The sequence below is a fragment of the Flavobacterium sp. genome (assembly GCF_027490375.1).
Classification (GTDB): domain Bacteria; phylum Bacteroidota; class Bacteroidia; order Flavobacteriales; family Flavobacteriaceae; genus Flavobacterium.
Window position 1 is genome coordinate 38942 of record NZ_JAIXYH010000047.1, and the last position, 21144, is coordinate 60085.

Sequence of the window (21144 nt, forward strand, 5' to 3'; positions counted from 1 at the left end):
AGGTGAAACAAATGATGGAACTTGGAAAGATTGGTATGAGAATGGAAAACAAAAAATGATTGGGGCTTTTAAAAATGGAGTGAAAGACGGGGAATGGACTTGGTGGGATGAGAATGGAAAAATAACAACCAAAAAGAAATATAAAGAAGGACAATTAATTGATGGAACGGATGACTTTGATTCTTACATTGAAAAAATGGAATATTCACTTAACCAAAAGGACTATAAATCTGCATTGAGCAACATTGAAAAAGCAATCGGAACTATTGAAGACAAATCAGAGGGCAATAAAATTTACATGGGTTTAGCCGTCTATCATTCCTCAGTTTATTCAATGTTTCAACATATAGACGAGGCAGAAACAATTTTACTAAAAGCCACTGGAATTCCTGACAATGATGTTGCAGCAATCGTTAAAACCAATTATCCACCAGCGACAAATGAACTAAAAGCTTTGGTTAAAACCATTAGCAATTATCCTGACATTAAAACTAAAGTAGCACCACATATTGCTCTTGCTTATCTCTACAACATAATAGGCGACACTACAAACATGAAAGCAGAGCAACAACTTATGATAGAGCGTTCAGACAATAGCGACTGGGTTATAAAAATCTCCCTTACACTTTATAAAATCAGAGGACTAAAAGAAAACACTTATGCAGAAATACAATTCTTAAAAGAAAAAATTACTAAAGAAGGAGAAACAAGAGAGAACCAATTGCAATTAGCAAGCAACTTACTTACAATTGGACAATTTAAAGAAGCGGGCTTGATTTCGGACAAATATCTTGTAAAGGACAGTAAGGACATTGACTTTCTATTCATGAAACTTAATATTGAAATGGCGATGGGCAACCTTGACAAAATGAAAGATTATGAAAAGAAAATTCTCGCAATTAATCCTAAAGCATTTGACAAGTAGCACAATGACGGACGGACGAAGCACAGCGGCTAACAGCAGCTACTGCGCTCCTCACAGTCTCCCGACTTTGAGGTTAACAAAAAGATACGATAGCAAAGCTCCCAAATCGGCATTATCGAGTAGCGATAAAACTGCCTAAATCAATTTAAAACGACACCATAATGAAAAAATATTTAGAAAGAATATTGCCCGCTGATGATAATAAACGAAAACTGATTTCAGTCGGACTTACAGTTATCATTTCCGGACTATTAACAGTGTGGGGTATTTACGACATGGGAGAATATGGAATTGCTATGTTTATTTTCACACCTGTATTCATTGGTGCGTGTTCGTCGATTTTATACGGCCTCAAAAAAGAGTTAACAATGAAAGGAGCTTGGCAAATTGGCCTTCTTTCGCTTGGCGTTTTTACGGTTGGGCTTTTAGTGCTTGCCATTGAAGGTTTAATATGCATTGCAATGGCTGCTCCAATCGGACTTTTCTTGACTTGGATTGGAAGTTTAATTGGCTATGTAATCGTTAAGAAATCACCCGATAACGCACCTACAACTATCCTAATTTTATTCGGTATCATTCCAACGATGGCATTTATAGAAAAAGACAACGAACCGACCTTGACTTCGGTTGTAACCGCAATAGAAATTAACGCAGATCCTCAAACAGTTTGGAAAAACGTTGTTGAGTTTCCGCAACTTGACGAGCCAACTGAATTTATTTTTAAAACAGGCATAGCATATCCGATAAACGCAAAAATTGAAGGAACCGGAGTAGGAGCGGTTAGATATTGCAACTTCACGACTGGAAGTTTTGTAGAACCAATTACAGTTTGGGACGAACCACGTCTTTTAAAATTTAATGTTGTTGAGCAACCCGAACCCATGAAAGAACTAAGTTTTTGGGATATTGACGCGCCTCACTTACACGACTATTTTGTTTCGAAACAAGGACAATTCAAATTAACAAAATTACCAAACGGAAACACACTTTTAGAAGGTACCACTTGGTATTATCACAACATAAGTCCAACATTTTACTGGCAAATTTGGAGCAACCACATCATCCACAAAATACACGAACGAGTATTGACACACATTAAAGTCAACTCCGAGAATGAAAAAAAACAGTATTTAACTAGCTTATCACTTAACAATTCCCATTAAAAACACTTCTCATAAACATACCATTTCAACCTCGTTTAAGTCTTTTGAACGAGGTTTTTTTATTGCATTAGACAAGAAAGATTTAATTGTACTTTTAAACCTCAAGCTATTAGTTCTAAAGCAAGAACATCGGCTAGCGTAATGGCTAGTTTAGTGCAAATTGACAGTTTTGAATTACACTCAAGTGCAGTTATTCACATTAAAAGTTGTACGTAAATCCGCAATTTCGCGCATCTAAAATGGCATCATGTAGTTTAATAGAGCACGGTTTTAAAACAAAGAATGAAAAATTTTACTTCAGTTTTTTTGGCAGTTTTCACGTTATTTTCGTGTAACCAAGTAGTAAATCACAAAGAAGACAATTCGGAAAGCGTTACAACTATTTCAGAAAAAAAAGTTGAGAATAAGGAAAAGGACACTTCTGAATTTTCAAAAAACAGCATCGATACAATTGTTTTTAAAGATCAAACTGCCATTATTATCGAACCAACCGACAGACGGATTGAAGAACGTATAAGAGAAATTGGCGAGGAAGATTTTTATACCGGAGCTGATGATTATATGTGGTACTTGAGTGAGTCGTATGAAACTTTTCGTAAAAACAATCTCCCTGTTCTAAAGATAAAAACAGATAAAATAATCAAGTTTGTTATGGAGAACGGAAATTATGCAATTGTAGATTTAACTAGAGACGATGAATTATGGCAAGTTTATCTGTTTAACCCAAGATTGAAACCTAAAAAAATAAGTATGACAGATTCGGAAAATGAATTCAAAACTTATTTCAAGTAATATAATTACAGCCAACCCGCTCCATCACACAATCTATTTTTTTTATCGCCGGATCCTTAAAACCCAAAAATTGAAATTTAAAAATCTATATCTTAGCTAGGTGAATCTGAAAGAATCTATATACAGTAACTCCGAAGAGTTTGTGTCTTTATGTGAAAGTCACGAAGTTACTAGCTTGTATGCATTTGGTTCGTCGACAACTGATAAATTCAATGAGAGTTCAAGCGATATCGATCTGTTGGTAGAAGTCAACACAAAAGATCCGATAAAACGAGGTGAAATCTTGATGGATTTATGGGATAAATTTGAAAAATTGTTTCAAAGAAGAGTTGATCTGCTGACAAATTCCTCCATAAAAAATCCAATCCTTCGGAAAAGTATCGATGCATCAAAAGTTTTAATCTATGACGGAAAAAAGCGAAAAGTATCTTTCTGATATTTTGATGGCAATTGATTTAATTGCTGAGTTTACGACTGGAATTGATTTTACCTCGTATGAAAATGATAGAAAAACGCAAAGTGCAGTCGAAAGACAATTGGCAATCATTGGCGACGCACTAAACCAATTCAAAAAAATAGAGCCATGCATTTAAATTTAAAACGATAAACAAATTGTTTCCTTTAGAAATCGATTAGTGCATGCTTACAACAGCATAGACAATGCCATAGTTTGGGCAATTCTACATAATCACTTAGTACCACTGAAATTCGAAATTCAAATGTTGATTCAAAATAAAGGTATGTAAAGCACCTTGTCTTGTATCTCACCGAACAGCAAACAATGCCTCCGCAAAACGTATTCTTCAAAAACGCTAGAATGACCACTTCGTTTAAGCACTTTTAAGAAAATACATTAAGAACTTCAAGAACCAAAAACAAAACCTCGTATTTCAAATTTCCCTTTCAATCCACATCAAGACTGTTGTTGTAAATCGTATAGCGCTCATTTTTAATTAATTACATTAAAACCAAACGAATGCCGTAAGTGTTTAGCGGAATCGTGTAATACCCACCCCTTCAAATCGGTTCATCTTTGTGGTAGACATTCTCTAAACTACTATACCGATGAAAAAATCCACTTTACAAACTGTACTGCTCCTATTTTCAATGTCGTTTTTGTTTAATTCCTGCGAATTAATCGGCGGAATTTTCAAAACAGGCATGGGCATTGGCGTGTTTTTAACGCTGGTAATTCTTGTGATCATCATTTTTGCGATAAGGAGATTTGGAAACAAAAAGAGCAATTAGTTTTTATAAATTTTTAAATAGTTTACAATGGATCATTCAAAATCAAACACAGGTGGCAACCAAAAAAGCAACAGTTCAAAATCGAGCAGTGCCGAAGGAAGCCAGAAAGGAACCGCCAATCGCGGGATGAAATCGTCGCAATTACTAGAGTTGTTCGAAGATGAGTTAAAAGACATTTATTGGGCGGAGAAAGCACTTACAAAGGCGCTTCCAAAATTGATTAAAAACGCGACATCAACAGAACTCGTCGACGCACTTACCGCGCATTTAACCGAAACCGAAGAGCAAGTTAGCCGTGTCGAACAAGTATTTGAGCTGCTCGGAAAAAAAGCAGTTGCCAAGAAATGCGAGGCAATGTCGGGTTTGTTGCAAGAAGGCGAGGAGATTATGGAAGAATGCGAAGCCGGCGCTATGCGTGACGCAGGCATTATATCTGCCGGACAAAAAGTCGAGCATTACGAAATTGCCACCTACGGAACTTTACGCCAATTTGCCGAAACCCTTGGACTAACAGCAGCTGCAAAATTATTGCAAACCACGCTCGACGAAGAAAAAGCTGCGGATGAAAAACTGACACAGATTGCGGTAACTGCCGTTAACATCGAAGCAGCAGAAAGCGAAGCCTAAAAATTTAAATTCAAGAGTTTTCGTTTTATTCGTATAACAGGTACTTCAGTGTTTTTAAACATTGGGGCGCCTGTTGGCGTTTATCACAACTCTTTTTGGAGAAGCTAGTCCCGATAGCCATCGGGATCGTGACGTTCGCCATTTTACGTGTCTTTTTCGAGAAGCTAGTTCCGATAGCTATCGGAATCGATAAATTCACCACTTTACGTATCGTTTTGTCCTACTGAAGCCACGTATCGTCGTTGCCTGAGCTTGTCGAAGGCCAGTGCAATTTTTTGGTGGCTTGACACGTTCTGTGTTTTCTTCAACGGTTCTATATTTCGAAATAATCTGTGAACTTCGGTGTTTTCTGTGCGCTATAAAAGCTGGTACCTGAGCGGGTCGAAGGCAGCGTAATGAAGGGGTTAACCGCAAAGGACGCGAAGATTTACGCAAAGGTCGCAAAGCGGAATGGAGGATTGAGATTAGAGTATTAGGTACTGAAATTTGAGTATTAAGATTTTGATGATTTCACCAATTTACGTATCATCTTCCCAACCTTATCTACGTATCGTCGGTGCCTGAGCTTGTCGAAGGCTGGTGCGATTTATTGGTGGCTTGACACGTTCTGTGTTTTCCTCAACGGTTCTATATTTCGAAATAATCTGTGAACTTCGGTGTTTTCTGTGCGCTATAAAAGCTGGTAAGTGAGCTTGTCGAAGGCTAATGGAGATTTGAGTATTAAGACTTTGTGACGTTCACCACTTGACGTTTCATTTTCCCAAACAGACCCGCGTATCGTCGGTGCCTGAGCCTGTCGAAGGCCAGTGCAATTTTTTTTCGACTTAACACGTTCTGTGTTTTCCTTACCAGCCCAAACATGCTACTAATTTCTGCCGGTTTCAGTGGTTTCTGTGTGCGAAAAAAAGAAACGGCTTGCGCATGTCAAAGGTTCAGCCTGTAAATTCACCAAGAAGAATTTTTAAAATCTTTAATCCATATGCGCGTAAAATTCAGTTAAACTACCCGAATTTTATAGCTTTATTTTTACTTAGTATCAAAACCATGAACACAGATCTCGCTAACCGACTCCAAGAAGTATTACTCAACGGCAGGTGGATTGCCAATACTAATTTTAAAGAACAAATTACCAGCGTTACTTGGCAACAAGCCACACAAAAAGTTGGTAATCTCAATACAATTGCGCTGCTTACCTTTCATATTAATTACTATCTCAAAGGTTTAAATCAAGTTTTTAATGGTGGAATTCTTGACATTAAAGATAAATACAGCTTCGACATGCCAGAAATTAGCAGTGAAAACCACTGGAATCAATTGGTTCAAGAGTTTTTAAGCAACGCCGAAAAGTTTATTCAGCATGTGCAAGCACTCGACGAAACTACATTAAATCAAGCCTTTGTGAAAGAAGAATACGGCAGCTATCACCGAAATATCGAAGCACAAATTGAACACAGTTACTATCATTTAGGACAGATTTCGTTGTTGAAAAAGCTGATTATCCAAGATCAAAACCAATAAGAAATCACAGCTGTAACGTATTGTAATACAAATGACTGTAAACGGTATCCGATTTTTCTAAATTTGAGTTACATTCGTTTCATCGTGTAAGTATTGTTCCATCAAACACGCTCATTAACAGCAAATGCAACTAAAACAGCCCAATCCCATTCTTATCGAAACGCCAAGAATGAACCTAATCGGTTATTCTGTAGAAGAAATCTCATACATTTTCGAAAAATTCGAGAAATCCGACATCATGAAAGTACTCGGCCATCGAAACGAAGCCGACTTCCAAAGTGAGCTCTCTAAACACCAAAACGGTTACGCTACCTACAACAGAAGTTTTCTCATGTTTTTGCTGTGCGACAAACCAACACAGCAGGTTATTGGTCGCTGTGGACTGCACAACTGGAATAAAGAACACAAGCGCGCAGAAATTGGATACAGCATGTCCGACGAGCGTTTTAAACAAAAAGGACTCATGTCGGAAGCCGTTGCAGCGATAATTCACTACGGTTTTCATACATTGCAGTTAAACCGAATAGAAGCCTTAGTGGGAAGTGAAAACGTCGCGTCCTTGAAAATAATTGAAAGTCAGAATTTTATAAAAGAAGGTGTGCTACGCGATCATTACGCGGTGGGCGATGGCTATGAAGATTCTATCGCGTTTTCGTTGTTAAGAAGGGAATATTTTGAGTAGCTGCAACATACATGTTTTTTTTGCATCAAAAGTTATTTAACTTAATCTTGAGTAATTAAAACATGTATCTTTAACGTTAAAATGCGTTTAATTGCAATGGAGTTATGAAAAAATGGTTGCTTGTCTTACTAATTCTTGCGTCGTCAAATTTGTTTGCACAGTATTCGGATAAATATGCCAAATATCTTGTCGAATTGAGGAAAAATACTGTAATCGACAAAAAAGATCGAGAAGTTTATAACCTTCTTGAGGCATTTTATAACGACTGTTTGCAGGCAGACGACGGAGCATTAAAAACCGAAACCTCTCGAAAAATAAATGAGTTTTACAATAATCCAAATTCAAAGAACAAATCAATCTTTAATATGTTTTTTGCATACCAAAATCATATTTCAGAAACAGCAGCTGCAGGAAAAGAGCCAGATTCTAGATTTCAAGTTGATATCATAAACGACTTAGAAAAGGAAATAATCAGCATCTACGGTACTGTTCCAACTATAGTTTTTATCTACAAAGCTGAGGCATTAAATTCTAATCGTCAATTTGCAGAAGCTGCTGAGGTAATTTCTAAAGGCTTGCAACTTTTTCCAAATTCAATACCTTTAAAGGTGTATAAATACATGGATTCTAAAGAGTTAAATCTGAAAGCTGATTTACTAAAAAATCACTCGCAACATTGGATGGTAAAACAATTTGAAATCAAGTAATTCTACTTTTTCACAACACACTTTACCTCCTTCGCTTTCGCCATTCCCAAGGTGCTACAGGATTCGGATCACTCCAAACACCACGCCTTTGCTGCCGAGCACTGTGTTCCAATTGCGCATATTCACTGCTTTTCGAGTGTTTTTTGTAATGCCAAGCCAGACCATTTTTCACCAAAGCTTTATTAACATTCAAGCCGTTAGGTAAAATCACTTCGGCAATTAAACGTTTGTAGCGGTCGTATTTATTTTTCGACTGTAACTGCACAAATTTTCCGTAGCACAAATTCGATGCAAATTGTTTTGCTTTGGTTCCAAACGCCTGTTTTTTCTCAGGGCAGTCAATGTGTTCGAGTCGTACCACTTGTGCGCGGCCGTTCATTAAAACCACAAAAGTGTCGCCGTCTTTAATACCAATCACTTTATAACTTCTCGTTTTTGTTGTTAAGTTTTTAATTGAACGAGCGTCTTCCGAGCTGTCGGTAGCGTAACCAATCAATACAGAAAGTAAGCAAAGTACGTACAGTTTTTTTCGCATTAGTTTGAATTCGATTTTTAGAGCAGTTGCGTTGCAAAGTACTGCATTTTGCGAACGATTTTCTAGGAAACGTTTGCCCGCGGCCGCGATAGCAGTGAAAATAAATGCGTGGCAGTGGCTTGTGGAGGCATTTTTAGCTAGCGACCAACGGAAGCTGGGCGAAAAATAGCCGAAACTGCTGCTGCAAGCGTTTATTGAAACGAACAGCGCGAAATGCCGCCCAAATAAAAGATTTACTTGTTATTTTTTGGGCAGCTCTTCCGGCTTTCGGCTGTATCTTTTTGTTCTGCTTCGCGCCACAAAAAGGATGCCGCCTCTATCCGGGCTGCGAAAATCGTTACCAGAAAATAAGATGAATTCACAGTCTACGTTACGTTTTTGGAGACGTTTGTCCCGATAGCTGTCGGAATCGATAATTTCACCACTAAACGTATCGTTTTCCCACCCTAACCCAATCATCGCCGGTACCTGAGCTTGTCGAAGGCTAATGGAGATTTTTGTATTAAGACGTGAGTATTAAGACTTCGTTACGTTCACCACTATACGTATCATTTTTTGGGAAGCTAGAAGCTAGAAAATAGACTCCGCGGCGTTCGCCACTATACGTATCGCTTTACCCAACTGAACCCACAATTCGTTGGTGCCTGAGCCTGTCGAAGGCTAATGGAGATTTTTGTATTAAGATTTGAGTATTAAGACTTCGTTACGTTCACCACTATACGTATCATTTTTTGGGAAGCTAGTCCCGATAGCCATCGGGATAGAAGCTAGAAGCTAGACTCCGCGACGTTCGCCACTATACGTATCGTTTTGCCCAACCCAACGCACGTATCGTGGGTGCCTGAGGTTGTCGAAGACCAATCTCTCAATCTCAAAATCTTCAAAGAAAACGCCCCCAAGTGGAGGCGCTTTCTATTAATTGGCTGGCTTTTCAGACAGCTGTCGTACTTGCTTGAGTTTCTCTTTCAAAACGGCCAATTCTTCTTTATGGCGTTCAATGCTCTTGCGGACTTCGGTTACCATACTGTTCTCTTTTTTAGCATTCTTCGCTGTAGAAAAGAACAAAATATTATTCTCTAACTGATTAATCTCCGCCTGAACTTCCTCGATTTTGCGCTGCAAGAAAATACGTTCCTGATCAATTCTGCGCGAGTCGTTGCTTTCGGTAAGCTGACCCATACGGTTGTTGAAACGCATCATTTCTGAGTCTTTTTTACTCAAACTCAATTGCTCAAACAATCCGTCGAGTACTTTGTTGAATTTCCCGTCGATGTATCGTTTGTTCGGTCCAACTTTTCCCAAGGTTTTCCATTCTTCGATTTTAGCTTTGATATTGTCTAAATCGGTTTTGTGAACGCCGGTCATTTCAAAAGATTTGATGTCTTCCAAAAAGGCCTTTTTGCGTTCGTATGCCTCGGTTTCTTCCTGATTTACTTCCGAACGAGCCGCCTTTAAACGCTCAAAATAGTGGTTGCACGCCGCTCTAAACTCTTTCCAAATCTGGTCCGAAAATTTCTTCGGAACGTGCCCGATTGTTTTCCATTCTTCTTGAATTTGCTTCAGAATTTCGGTGGTTTCTCTGAAATTATCGCTGTCTTTTAATTCGTTAGCTTTATCAACTAACGCGCGTTTGCGATCCATGTTGGTTTGCTGTTCGCGTTTAATCGACTTGTAAAACGTGTTTTTACCAACATTAAATTGGCGTGCAATATCTTTAAACTTAGCCCAAACTTGCTCGCTGATTTCACTCGGAACTTTCCCTACTTTGAAGAATTCTTCGCGCAGTGCTTCAACTTGTTTTACTTGTTCTTGCCACGCGTTGTGGTTCGATGCAGGCTGTGCAATAATGCTTTCAATTTGCTGAATTATCGTTTCTTTTAAACGCAAGTTGTTTTGTTCACGTTCGCGAATTTGTTCCTGCAATTGTTCGCGCTTGTTGTGAATCTGACGCGATAATTCGCTGAATTCGTTCCAAATGCGTTCGCGGTGTTCTTTAGAAACGGGTCCGATATCTTCTTTCCAAATTCGGTGCAAATCTTGCAATTCGCGCAAAGCGGCATTGATATCTTTTTCTTCAACCAGAACTTTCACCCGATTGATGATGTTTTGCTTGAGTTCTAAATTGTGTTTGAAATCAAAGTCGCGCGCTTCACGATCCAAGTGGAGAATATCGTAAAACTTCTCTAAATGAAAGTGATAGCTGTTCCAAACGTGGTTGTACTTGTCGCGCGGAATAGGTCCGGCATTTTTCCAACGATCGCGCAATTCATTGAAGTGCTTCAAAACGTCTTTGATGTCTTCCTGCGGATTGTGCAAGTTTTTTAATTCTTCGACAATCGCCAAACGCAAAGCTAAGTTGGCTTTTAGAATGTTTTCCTGGCGTTTGAAATGCTGATTTCTTAAATCGCGAAATGCATTAAACAGTTCGTCGAATTTGGCTTTCGCCGGATGGTGGTATTGAAATTCCTGACCTTCGTTTTCAGGATCGTCGTGGAATTGCTGTTTCTTTTCGTCGAGTAAATGATTGAATTTGCTTAGAAAAGCCGATTTAATCAATTCTACGTGTTCTTTTATCGCAACTACTTGTTCGCTGTTTACCAAACGCTCTAAATGCTGATTTAGTCGGTCGAGGTCGAGCGTTTCGTAGTCAATTGCAGGTAATTCAATGCTGGTTTCGCGTTCGTGTTCTTCGGCCGCAATTGCATTTTGTTCCTCTATGTGCGTGATGGCCTCGTCACCTGCAAAAACTTGTGGTTCTTCTAAAATTGGTTGCTCGTCGGCAAGTGCTTCTTCGCTGAGTTCAACGGTTTCTACAGCGGTTTCCGCTACTGCTTCAACAAGCTCGACTTCGGCAGCGGTTTCTGTTTCCGCTTCTGGTGAAATAGATTCTTCCACAACTTCTTCTGCAACCGCAGTTGGTTCTTCTGGAGTTGTTGCGTTGTCCGCGACTACGTGTTCAACTACCGCTTCTGGTTCTGCTTGAACTACTTCAGTAGATTCGTTTTCAGATGTTTGCAGCGTTTCTTCAGTATTTGCTTCTACTGATGGATTTCCTTCTGTCGTGTTTTCAGCTGCTGACAGGTTATCGTGTTTTTCTTCTAACATTTTAAGAATGTTTACAGTTTTTACTACGGGCGAAAGGTAGTAAAGGCAGCAGTAAAAACAAAGAAAATAGCTGATTTAACGCGTTACTGTCGATTTTTTAATTTGTATCGGTTACAACAGCGAAGATTGGGCGAGTAGGGTAGTCCAAATTTGCCACGATTTTTCGGCTTGAAGTTCGAGCATTTCCCGTCCGTTTTTGATTTTCGCGCCTTGCTGCTCGGCTTTCGTTAGGAAAAGTGATTTCTCGGGATTGTACACCAAATCGTACACGAAATGATTTTCATTCAAAAAATCGATTGGAAAATCCGGCATTTCGGAAACATTAGGGAAAGTACCCAGCGGTGTGCAATTGATGATCAGTTGTGTATTTTCGACTATTTCGCGTGTAATTTCATGATACATCAAATTGAAATGCGGATCACGACTCACAAAAGCGCTGTTGATTTCCAAGTTGTCGAGCGCAGTTCGAACCGCTTGCGCCGCGCCGCCCGTTCCTAAAATAAGTGCATTTTCCACGGAAGTGCCGGTCCAGTTTTTTACACTTTTTAAAAATCCAAAAACGTCGGTATTAAAACCGTGCAATTGCCTGTTTGCATCGATGAAAACGGTATTAACTGCTTGCGCACTTTTGGCAGTATCCGACAGCGTACTCAAGTACGGCAAAATCTCTTTTTTGTAGGGAAATGTCACGTTAAAACCAATGACTGATTCATCGGCTTTAAGTTGTTCAATTTCTGAAATCGATGCTAACTCAAAATTGAGGTATTTCCAATCGTCTATTTGCAGTTGTTCGAACTTGTTTTGAAAATACGACTGCGAAAATGAGTGTCCGAGTTTCGAACCAATTAAACCAATGATTTTCAATTTATAAATCGGTTTTAGTGTATTTGGCAATAAGTTTTCGAACGCGTTTGTTGGTGCAAGCTGTTGGGTAATAATCGGTGAATAGCGTGATCATTTCGGCATCGCGCTCCAAGGCGCCTTCCAACAATTCTAAACCAACTTCTTCTTCATCAAAACTCAAATACAAACCAGCCAAACGATATAGAATTTCTGGTGCTTCGGGATAGAATTCTTTGGCTTGCAATAGAGCATCTACGCAATTTTCGAATTCGCCTAGAAATTGCAGCACATCTACCCAATAAATCCAAGTATCTAATTCGTCGTCGCCGTATTCAACTGCTTTTCTGTAGCCCATTTCAGCTTCTTCAAAGAAATTCAACGCGCGATTTATGGTAGCGTAGCGTTTCCAGTAACGAAAGTTCTCGTTATCGATTTCCAACGCTTTATTTACGAAATACAATGCTTTGCGGTAATTTATGGCATTGAGGTACAAATCGGTGATGGCAATCCAAGCTTTGTCGAGTTGCGGATCTTCATGCACAGTTCGGTTGTAGTATTTCAAGGCTGTAGCCGAATCGCCTTTCCGTTCGTAACATTTCCCGATGCGCAAAAGGGCATATGAAGTTGCGTCGTCGAGTTCGAGTGTTTTTTTATAGCCTTCGATGGCTTCGTCGTAGCGTTTTAGGCGTTCGAGCGATTTCGCTTTCTCCATGTATGCACCTACAAATTCTTCGTCGATTAAGGTTGCATAATCAAAGGCGCGCAATGCTTCTTCGTAGCGTTTCAAGCCATACAGAATCCGACCGAGTTGGTGCCATGCAATTTCGCTGTACGGATTTTTATCGATGTAGGAATTTAGGAAAATAACGGCATCTTCGTGCTGATCCAAGAATTCGAAACAGTACACGATGTTGTACAAGGCGCCTTGATCTTCGATATCTTCTTCCAAACAGCGGATGAAATTCTCTTTAGCGAGTTCCAAATTATCCATAAAAAGATATTCCATACCGAGTAAATTGTACACATCGGCAAGGTCGTCGGTGTATTCTAAAGCAGTTTTTAGCATCTCGACAGCCATGTCATGATTGTCGCGTTTACTATATATGCTTGCTTTTTGAATGAAAATTTCTTCGTTGGTAGGTTCAATGGCGTACAACTCGTTCAACAGCTTTTCGGCCTGATCGAGCTTGTCGTCGTAAATGAGCATTTCCACTTGAACAAACTTTAATCCTGTGGATTTCGGATGTTGTTCAAGTGCTAATTTCAGCGCTTTTTTAGCCAGGCTGAGTTTTCCCATGTCGAGGTAGTGAAGCACTATGTCTTCAAATTCCTCACTGTCGAAAAACAAAACTTTGTTTGTTTTCAGCATCGATTCAAACTTCGATAACGACAGGTTGTAGTCTTCTTCTTCGCTGCTTAATTGCATAACTCTGGGATTTAGAATTCGGCTATTTAAAATTAGAAAGCACTTTGCCGCCTAACTGCTCGGTTACACGATTCTTGTGAACAATTTAATTAACAAAAGGCGTACCAATTAGCAAAGGGCTAACTTCTTCTTTACTAAAACGCAAATTGTTGTTACTTATGGCGCAAGGAGGTATTAAACATGACCTTCTGACAGCAATTCGTCGAAAATTTCCAGCAAAATGGCGCAGCCGGCTTCAATTTCTTCGAAACTAATGGTGAGCGGCGGAGTTATTCGAACGGCTTTTCCTTCGAATAGGAGCCAAAACAAAATGAGTCCACGGCGGTAACAGCGCAAAACTACTTCGTTGGTTATTGCAGCATCGCTCGTCATGGCAGCCAACATTAATCCACGACCACGCACTTCTTTGATCAGCGGATGAACAAGCAATTTGCGAAACAAGGCTTCTTTTTCCAAAGCGAGCGGCATTAAGTTTTCTTGCTCGATAATTTCTAGCGTAGCCAAAGCTGCGGCAGCAATAACGGGATGTCCGCCAAAAGTGGTTATGTGTCCAAGTTTGGGTTGATCTTGCAATAAATCCATGTGTTCTGCGGAAGCGATAAAGGCACCCACCGGCATACCGCCCGACATTCCTTTTCCCACAATAACGATATCGGGAACAATTCCAAAATTTTCAAAACCGAAAAAGGTTCCCGTTCTTCCAAAACCTGGCTGTATTTCGTCTATAATTAAAACTGCACCCACTTCTTTACAACGCTTACTCAACTTGATTAAATACTCGTTTTCAGGTTGAATAAAGCCCGCGCCACCTTGTATGCTTTCCACAATTACACCAGCGGTTTTCTTAGTAATGCGCTCTAAATCAGTTAAATTATTGAATGTAATAAAACGCACGTCAGGAATTAACGGACGAAAAACCTGTTTGCGTTCTTCGTAACCCATCACGCTCAACGAGCCCATAGTATTTCCGTGGTAGGCGTTATGGCACGAAATCAGTTCCGATCTACCGGTAATTCGGCGCGCTAATTTCAATGCTCCTTCAGTAGCTTCGGTTCCGGAATTAACCAAATAAATTTTCTCTAGCGGAGCCGGTAAATACTTCTGTAATTGTTTGCAATATTCAACAGCCGGATGTTGCGCAAATTCGCCATAAACCATAACGTGGCTGTACAAATCGAGTTGTTTCTTAATGGCGTCGTTTAAGTACGGATGGCAATGACCGACCGAAGTTGCCGAAACTCCTGCAACAAAATCGAGGTATGCTTGTCCGTGGATGTCGTAGATATAGCTTCCTTTGGCATGCGAAACCTCCATTCCCAGCGGATGTGGCGTAGTTTGGGCTTGATATTTAAAAAAATCCGTCAGCATTTTATTTTCCTTTCTTCACGTTTTTATCGTACTCGCTGGTTTCCTTTCGAACGGCTATGGGCTTGTCGGCCAATTTCTCTGCTTTTTCGCGGTACTTCCTAGCAATTTCGTCCCATTTGAGCTCGTCTTCAGGAAAAACATCGTCTTTATTTTTAATCATTTCGTCTTCTCTCCAAATAAATCCTCGCAGTCGGCGTGCATTTTCGGGAAGTTCTTTTTCGGGATACATTTGGCCTTCTGGTCGGTCGTACTGCGTAATCGTTTCAATTTTCGAATCTTCCAAAATCAAATTTATCTTTGAACTTACGCTCTTGTTAATTCCGATGAGTTCGTCTTTGTCGTCGCGCATGAAATACAGGATTTCCGTGTTTTTGACTAAAGTCACATCATTCAGTTTGTCGTCTTTGAATTTTCCGTACAGATTCAAGCCTTTGACTTGATTATAGCCGGTTCCAATCGTGTCTTTCGAAATAATAAAGGCATTGTTAAGCACCTTCAGCGAATCGATTTTTTCAGTTTCTAAATCGGCAATCAGATGAATAACATCTCCAGTTACTTGATTTTTTTTGTTCCAAATAATGGGTCGGCCGATTAGTTTGGTGAGTCCCACTTTCGTGGAAGAATGAATGGAGTCGCATTTTCCGTTCATGTCCGATTTGAAAAAGCGCGCATTTTTAAACGCACGAATAATTCGGTTTTCGGGTTTTCCGGTGAGCATTAATCGCGTGCCGTGAATGTACACACTGTCGTTTTCCATCAACGAAACTGCCACCGCTTTTCTCGTCACAAACATCGAATCTTTGGCTTTATACAGCTCGGCGTAATGTCCGCGTACCACACCTTTATTGATCGTATCGGTAATTTTTACGTAATGTGAAGCCGATGCAAATTCCCGATTTTTATCGTAATACAGCGAATCACCGTCGATTTTGCGGTCTCTATATTTGATATATGACTTTCGGAGGAAATGCGCTATGTTTTTTTTAGTGTCGTAAAATCCTTTTTCGGTGTAAATGAAATCTTCTTTGCTAGTAACGGTCGATGCGCCAAGCAGATAAGAATGTCCGGAATTAAAGTAATAATCCAAATGATTACTTTTTATAACCACTTTTGGATTGGTTACCGTTACGGCTGTGAGGAAGCGAAATTTCTTTTCATTTGCAAAGTAACGTCCTGATTTACTGGTAAGTGTAGTTTCTTTATTAACGATTTTCCCGTAATTTTTGTAGTACGCTTGCTGAATGTTCCGATCGAAATTAATCGTATCGGTAGTGAGTGTAAATTCTGGCGAACGCAGTATGGGGTTTCCGGTTGCAAATGCTTGTTTTAAATTTCCAGCATATTCGGCATAATCACTATTTAAATGCAGCGTATCACCTTGATTTAAAACAACAGCACCAAATGCTTTAATGTAGTTTTCTTTCTTGAAAAAGTACGCCTTATTGCAGCGCAACGTAGCTCCTTCGTGGCGCACGAGTACATTGCCCGTGAGTAAAACGGCATCGGGCATTTGCAGTTCATCTACATCGAAATTATCGGCATTTTCTACCACTATGGGTTTGTTTTGCGCGTTTACTTCAAAATTGCAAAACGAAAAAAGCAGAAAAAGGAATAGAATTGAATATTTCAATGACTTGTAATTTGCCGCAAAAATAGTGCTTTGCAGAGAGGTGGCAGTTGGCTTAACAAAAATTTTTGCCAAAGAGGCTATGTGCTAATACCAAATATTGCGACATTAGCAGCGAAAGAAAGTTAGTTATGAAACAAACAATCAAGCTTTTGGTATTGGCTGCACTAGTCGGAATCAGTGCACAGTCGGTTAATGCTCAATCAAAAAAAGATAAGAAAGTGTCAGAGAAAGTTCAGAAAAAAGTTGTTTATCAAGTCTTTACCCGATTATTCGGAAATACGAATCAGACCAATAAACCCTGGGGAACTAAAGAGGAAAATGGAGTAGGTAAGTTTGCTGATTTTACCGAAGCTGCTCTCGATGAAATAAAGAAATTAGGCGTCACTCATATTTGGTACACTGGCGTACCGCATCATGCCTTAGTTGGCGATTACTCTAAATACGGAATTTCCAACGACGATCCGGATGTGGTTAAAGGTCGTGCCGGTTCACCATACGCGGTTAAGGATTACTACAACGTGAATCCGGATTTGGCTGTTGATCCGGCCAATCGTTTGGCTGAATTTGAAGCTTTAATTGCTCGAACACATAAAGCAGGCTTAAAGTTATTGATCGATATCGTGCCTAATCACGTGGCGCGCCGTTACGAAGGGAAAAGTAATCCGCCGGGAGTTCGCGATTTTGGTGCGGATGACGACACTTCCGTGGAATATGCCCGTGATAATAACTTCTATTACATTCCAAATTCGTCGTTTAAAGTTCCGTACAGCCCGGATTACAAACCATTAGGAGGCGATCCTGCTCCTGGTTCAGATGGTTTTTTTGATGAAGTTCCCGCAAAATGGACGGGAAATGGCAGCCGATTAGCGCAGCCAGACATCAACGACTGGTACGAAACAGTTAAAATCAATTACGGTATTCGTCCCGATGGAAGTAAAGATTTCCCAGAATTGCCGGCAGGATACGACGCCAAAGATTACAAAGCTCATTTCGAATTTTGGAAAGATAAGTCGGTACCTTCTTCGTGGATTAAATTTAGAGACATTGCCTTGTATTGGATTGCTAAAGGCGTAGATGGATTTCGTTACGATATGGCCGAAATGGTTCCTTATGAGTTTTGGAGTTTTATGAATTCCTCCATTAAAATGAAGAATCCGGATGCCTTTTTATTGGCAGAAGTTTACAATCCGAACGAATACCGCAATTACATCAAATTGGGGAAAATGGATTATTTGTACGATAAAGTTGATTTATACGACAAATTAAAAGAAGTCATTCAAGGCAAAAGTTTACCTGATCCGGTAACCGATATTCAGAATCGTTTTCAAGATATCGAACATCATTTACTTCACTTCCTCGACAATCACGATGAGCAGCGTTTGGCTTCGGATGCTTTCGCTGGAACTCCAGAAAAAGGAATGCCTTTGATGGTACTTTCTGCCACGATCAGTAGTTCGCCAACGATGATTTACTTTGGTCAGGAAGTAGGGGAGCGCGGCGATTTAGATTCGGGATTTGGAAAGCCGACGCGTACAACGATTTTTGATTACGCTGGAGTGCCGAGTCACCAACGTTGGATGAACAGCGGACGTTTCGACGGCGGTGCATTGAGCGATTCGGAGAAAAAACTTCGCGATTTTTACAAGAGATTGCTCAACTTTACCTTGGAAGCCGACGCCATGACGGGCACTTTCGTGGAATTGCAAACAGAAAACAGAAAGCAAGGCGAGCAGTATAAGCCCGGTTTGTATTCGTTTGCACGATATTCTGCTAAGCAAAAATTAATTATTGTAACAAATTTCTCATGGGTAAGCGAAGCCGATTTTACCTTGGAAGTTCCTGAAGCCTTGATTAAGACTTGGAAATTCAAGGATGGTTCATATCCTTTGAAAGAAAAGCTGTACGGCAATCATACTTCTACGCTAGAAATTAAAAATGGCAAGGGTTTTGTAAAGCTAAAATTGGCGCCATCAGAGTCAGTAATTTTGGAAGTACAGAAATAAAACTGCTAACAAAACGTTAGTTTACACTGAACTTGGCGTGGATGCGCTAAATTTGTAGTATGAAGTTTGGTAAATTATATATCGCACTTTTTGTTTTGCTATCGGGTGGTGTTTTTGCACAATTTGATACGGGAAAACGTTCGGTAGGAATAGCACCCGTAACGCCAAAAGCGGCGCCGAAGGAATTTCAAAAACCAGACGAAAAGGAGAAAAGTACGATACTACCAGAAGTTTTAAAACCTGAAAGCAATAAACCTATTGTCGAGGAAAAACCTTTGAGTTTGACTCCTTCTAACGAGTTTATGAGTAATTCGCGCGAGTTTACAAAAGTGTTTGAAGGCGAACTTAATAAGATTAAGCCACAGCGGAAAAAGCAGTCACTGGGAACTATAAAAGTAAAAACCAAAAGTGTTTACATTCGCTGCAGAGATTCTCAGGCCATCGACGGAGATCAAATTCGAATTACTTGGAACGAAACTTTAATTGCCAACAGACTCACACTTACCGGCGGTTTTCAAGGTATTGAATTACAGCTCGATAAAGGCTACAATTACATCGATTTTAAGGTGATCAACGAAGGAGACAGCGGACCAAATACCGCGCAGTACGAAATTGTGGATAAAGCTGGAAATGTGCTGGCCAACGCATTTTGGGACATGAATTCAGGCGATACGGCTACGATGGTTTTGATTCGAGAATAAGCTTAACGAGTCAAATGAATGAAACCGGTTAAAGGCTCCGGAAATTCTTCAGCATTCAAATGCAAAACGTAATAATAGGTTCCCTCAGGTAATTCGTCGGACTGCCAAGCTTGGACATTGCTTTTTCCACGCCAAATTCCTGTTCTCCAATTGCCCGACCAAACTTTCCTGCCGTATCGATTGTAAATAAAGAGATCGTATTCAAAGATATTCTCTAAACCATCTATAATCAATTCGTCGTAAAATCCGTCTTCGTCTGTGGCAACTAAATTGTAAACTTTTGGTTTGCATCGCTGCGTAGTAAGATTAAATGAGGTAAACGTCTCGCAGCCAGCGGCATTGCGAATGCGTACATAAATGGTTGTCGGACTTCCATTGCTTAAAATCGACTCGTTTCCGACAGCAATTTCGTTCGTTCCCGCGAGAGCATCTTCGTAGCTGTAAAAAAGCGAAACTTCGTCTTCTTCGTTTACTTTCGCCTCCGTGCGCGCATACGAAAAGTCGAAAAATCCGCTGCCATTACCGACATTACAAGATATTGCGTTTGAAACGTTGTTGAAATTCGGACTTTTTGGAAACCATATTTCTTCCACGTACGTGTTGTTGTTTTCGTTGAGTTCCTGAACAAACGTTTGCCCAAGCTCGTTCTGATCAACCACTAATTCGATACTTACTGGGTTCGGTAATAGGGAAGAGACTTCCAAGGTAATGGTGCCTAATATAGATCCCGCTACCGGAATTGGCACTGTAGTGACTGTGCTTCCAATCACCGAACCATTTGCTCTAAACAATACAATTACGCCTGCTGGCAACGTTGCTGTGCTGTTTAAATTGCTAACTTGATACGTGATGTCGAGCGTTCGAATATTGCAGCTTACTTCGTAGTCCATTATTTGAACTGTGGCATCTGGCAATTCGTTGATGAGCTTCGTAACCACACAATTCAACATCACAAAATCTTGACTACTGGATAGGGAAATTTCTGCCTCCGTGTCACCTGGATTTACAAAACCTTCTAAATCATAAACATCGAGATCCATGTTGTAAAGCGTGCTGCTGCCCGTAAACGAATTGGTTCCATTAAAAGCGTTTGTTTGAGGATTTAGCGCATTTTGTACTGTAATGGCATTTATAGTAAGCGATTCACCAACAGCAATATTTTTATCTCCTTCCCAAGCTAAAAAACCAATTTGCGAATCGATACCACTAACAACATTTAAGTTAGTTAGCAAAATATTTACCGATCCTGGAATACGTTGCATACCGTCGTAAACGTTGAGCTGACATTGCGGTAGCGAGTCGTTTTGAACCACAACAACGATGGCCCAGCCGCCAAAATTTCCTCCAAACGAACAATAATTCGGAATTACCTCGGTAAGATCTAATCCACTTAAAGTGTAAGTTGTTGCCGTTTCATTGATAACTTGTGTGGTAACATCTGCGAAAGCGGCAAAGTACGCGGCTCCATTGTTTCCAACCGCGCTAAAAGTACGTTCCGCGTTAATGATAGTGTTGTTGAGGCTTACCTCAAAGTCGCCAGTGCCACTTCCTGCCCAATATAAGTAAGCTGCTACAATATTATCTCCGTCTTGCAATACTAATTCTTGCGACGATTCCGTTAGTATTAAACAAGGAGGTGGATCGACACCGGGTAAATTATTGTTTTCAGTTAGATTTAATGTGTTTCCGCAAAAGGTAAAACCGTATCGGCCATTATACTGCTGATACAACGAAATTTGTTGCGCATTTGCCAGCTGTAACACGCCAAGTAGCGGTAAAAGAAGGAAAAGAAAATAGCGGCAGTTTTTTTTCAAGACCGAAACTTTTTAAACTCGTTTCGAAATTACGTACTTTTCACGCCGATAAAAAGA

General features: G+C 40.0%; 18 protein-coding genes and 1 pseudogene. 12 read left to right on the top strand and 7 right to left on the bottom strand.

Annotated elements, in window-relative coordinates; all coding sequences use genetic code 11:
• Window positions 1-55: 55 nt before the first annotated feature.
• The 10 genes and pseudogenes from Q0064_RS05630 to Q0064_RS05675 all read left to right on the top strand — a co-directional run bounded on the left by Q0064_RS05630 (window position 56) and on the right by Q0064_RS05675 (window position 7662).
• Window positions 56-925: a hypothetical protein gene (locus Q0064_RS05630; protein ID WP_298145571.1), complete on the top strand. Its 870-nt coding sequence runs from the start codon at window positions 56-58 to the stop codon at window positions 923-925.
• A gap of 161 nt (window positions 926-1086) precedes the next feature.
• Window positions 1087-2088, top strand: coding sequence for a hypothetical protein (locus tag Q0064_RS05635; protein WP_298145573.1), 1002 nt, complete (start codon window positions 1087-1089; stop codon window positions 2086-2088).
• 282 nt (window positions 2089-2370) lie between these two features.
• Window positions 2371-2880 (top strand): hypothetical protein, encoded by a 510-nt coding sequence (locus Q0064_RS05640; protein ID WP_298145576.1) that lies wholly within the window; start codon window positions 2371-2373, stop codon window positions 2878-2880.
• A 100-nt stretch (window positions 2881-2980) separates the two neighbouring features.
• Entirely contained in the window at window positions 2981-3316 is a 336-nt protein-coding gene (locus Q0064_RS05645; protein ID WP_298145579.1) for a nucleotidyltransferase domain-containing protein, read from the top strand.
• Between the two features lie 7 nt (window positions 3317-3323).
• Window positions 3324-3626, top strand: a pseudogene (locus Q0064_RS05650) (HepT-like ribonuclease domain-containing protein).
• 319 nt (window positions 3627-3945) lie between these two features.
• The gene (locus tag Q0064_RS05655; protein WP_298145581.1) at window positions 3946-4128 is read left to right on the top strand and encodes a hypothetical protein; all 183 of its coding nucleotides are present in this window, start codon (window positions 3946-3948) and stop codon (window positions 4126-4128) included.
• Between the two features lie 27 nt (window positions 4129-4155).
• A complete protein-coding gene (locus Q0064_RS05660; protein WP_298145584.1) occupies window positions 4156-4755 on the top strand; it encodes a ferritin-like domain-containing protein in 600 nt (199 codons plus the stop codon).
• A 1044-nt stretch (window positions 4756-5799) separates the two neighbouring features.
• On the top strand, window positions 5800-6273 hold the full coding sequence (locus Q0064_RS05665) for a DUF1572 family protein (protein ID WP_298145587.1): 474 nt from the start codon (window positions 5800-5802) through the stop codon (window positions 6271-6273).
• 124 nt (window positions 6274-6397) lie between these two features.
• Window positions 6398-6955, top strand: a complete 558-nt coding sequence (locus Q0064_RS05670; protein ID WP_298145592.1) for a GNAT family protein — start codon at window positions 6398-6400, stop codon at window positions 6953-6955.
• A gap of 104 nt (window positions 6956-7059) precedes the next feature.
• The gene (locus tag Q0064_RS05675) at window positions 7060-7662 is read left to right on the top strand and encodes a hypothetical protein (RefSeq protein WP_298145595.1); all 603 of its coding nucleotides are present in this window, start codon (window positions 7060-7062) and stop codon (window positions 7660-7662) included.
• 22 nt (window positions 7663-7684) lie between these two features.
• On the opposite strand, the gene Q0064_RS05680 is transcribed toward Q0064_RS05675, so the two are convergent.
• From Q0064_RS05680 to Q0064_RS05705, 6 genes are all read right to left on the bottom strand, one after another.
• Window positions 7685-8197, bottom strand: a complete 513-nt coding sequence (locus Q0064_RS05680; protein ID WP_298145597.1) for a thermonuclease family protein — start codon at window positions 8195-8197, stop codon at window positions 7685-7687.
• A gap of 915 nt (window positions 8198-9112) precedes the next feature.
• Complete coding sequence (locus Q0064_RS05685) at window positions 9113-11302, bottom strand: DUF349 domain-containing protein (RefSeq protein WP_298145599.1); 2190 nt, start codon at window positions 11300-11302, stop codon at window positions 9113-9115.
• Window positions 11303-11413: 111 nt separating this feature from the next.
• The gene (aroE, locus tag Q0064_RS05690) at window positions 11414-12166 is read right to left on the bottom strand and encodes a shikimate dehydrogenase (RefSeq protein ID WP_298145602.1); all 753 of its coding nucleotides are present in this window, start codon (window positions 12164-12166) and stop codon (window positions 11414-11416) included.
• Between the two features lies 1 nt (window position 12167).
• Complete coding sequence (locus Q0064_RS05695) at window positions 12168-13571, bottom strand: tetratricopeptide repeat protein (RefSeq protein ID WP_298145604.1); 1404 nt, start codon at window positions 13569-13571, stop codon at window positions 12168-12170.
• A 174-nt stretch (window positions 13572-13745) separates the two neighbouring features.
• Window positions 13746-14939, bottom strand: a complete 1194-nt coding sequence (locus tag Q0064_RS05700; protein ID WP_298145606.1) for an aspartate aminotransferase family protein — start codon at window positions 14937-14939, stop codon at window positions 13746-13748.
• A 1-nt stretch (window position 14940) separates the two neighbouring features.
• The gene (locus Q0064_RS05705; RefSeq protein WP_298145609.1) at window positions 14941-16569 is read right to left on the bottom strand and encodes an OstA-like protein; all 1629 of its coding nucleotides are present in this window, start codon (window positions 16567-16569) and stop codon (window positions 14941-14943) included.
• A 128-nt stretch (window positions 16570-16697) separates the two neighbouring features.
• Here Q0064_RS05705 and Q0064_RS05710 point away from each other — a divergent pair, with 128 nt between their 5' ends.
• Both Q0064_RS05710 and Q0064_RS05715 read left to right on the top strand, forming a co-directional pair.
• Window positions 16698-18572, top strand: a complete 1875-nt coding sequence (locus tag Q0064_RS05710) for an alpha-amylase family protein (RefSeq protein WP_298145611.1) — start codon at window positions 16698-16700, stop codon at window positions 18570-18572.
• A gap of 59 nt (window positions 18573-18631) precedes the next feature.
• Entirely contained in the window at window positions 18632-19273 is a 642-nt protein-coding gene (locus Q0064_RS05715; protein ID WP_298145614.1) for a hypothetical protein, read from the top strand.
• Between the two features lie 2 nt (window positions 19274-19275).
• On the opposite strand, the gene Q0064_RS05720 is transcribed toward Q0064_RS05715, so the two are convergent.
• Entirely contained in the window at window positions 19276-21087 is a 1812-nt protein-coding gene (locus tag Q0064_RS05720) for a gliding motility-associated C-terminal domain-containing protein (protein WP_298145617.1), read from the bottom strand.
• Between the last annotated feature and the right edge of the window lie 57 nt (window positions 21088-21144).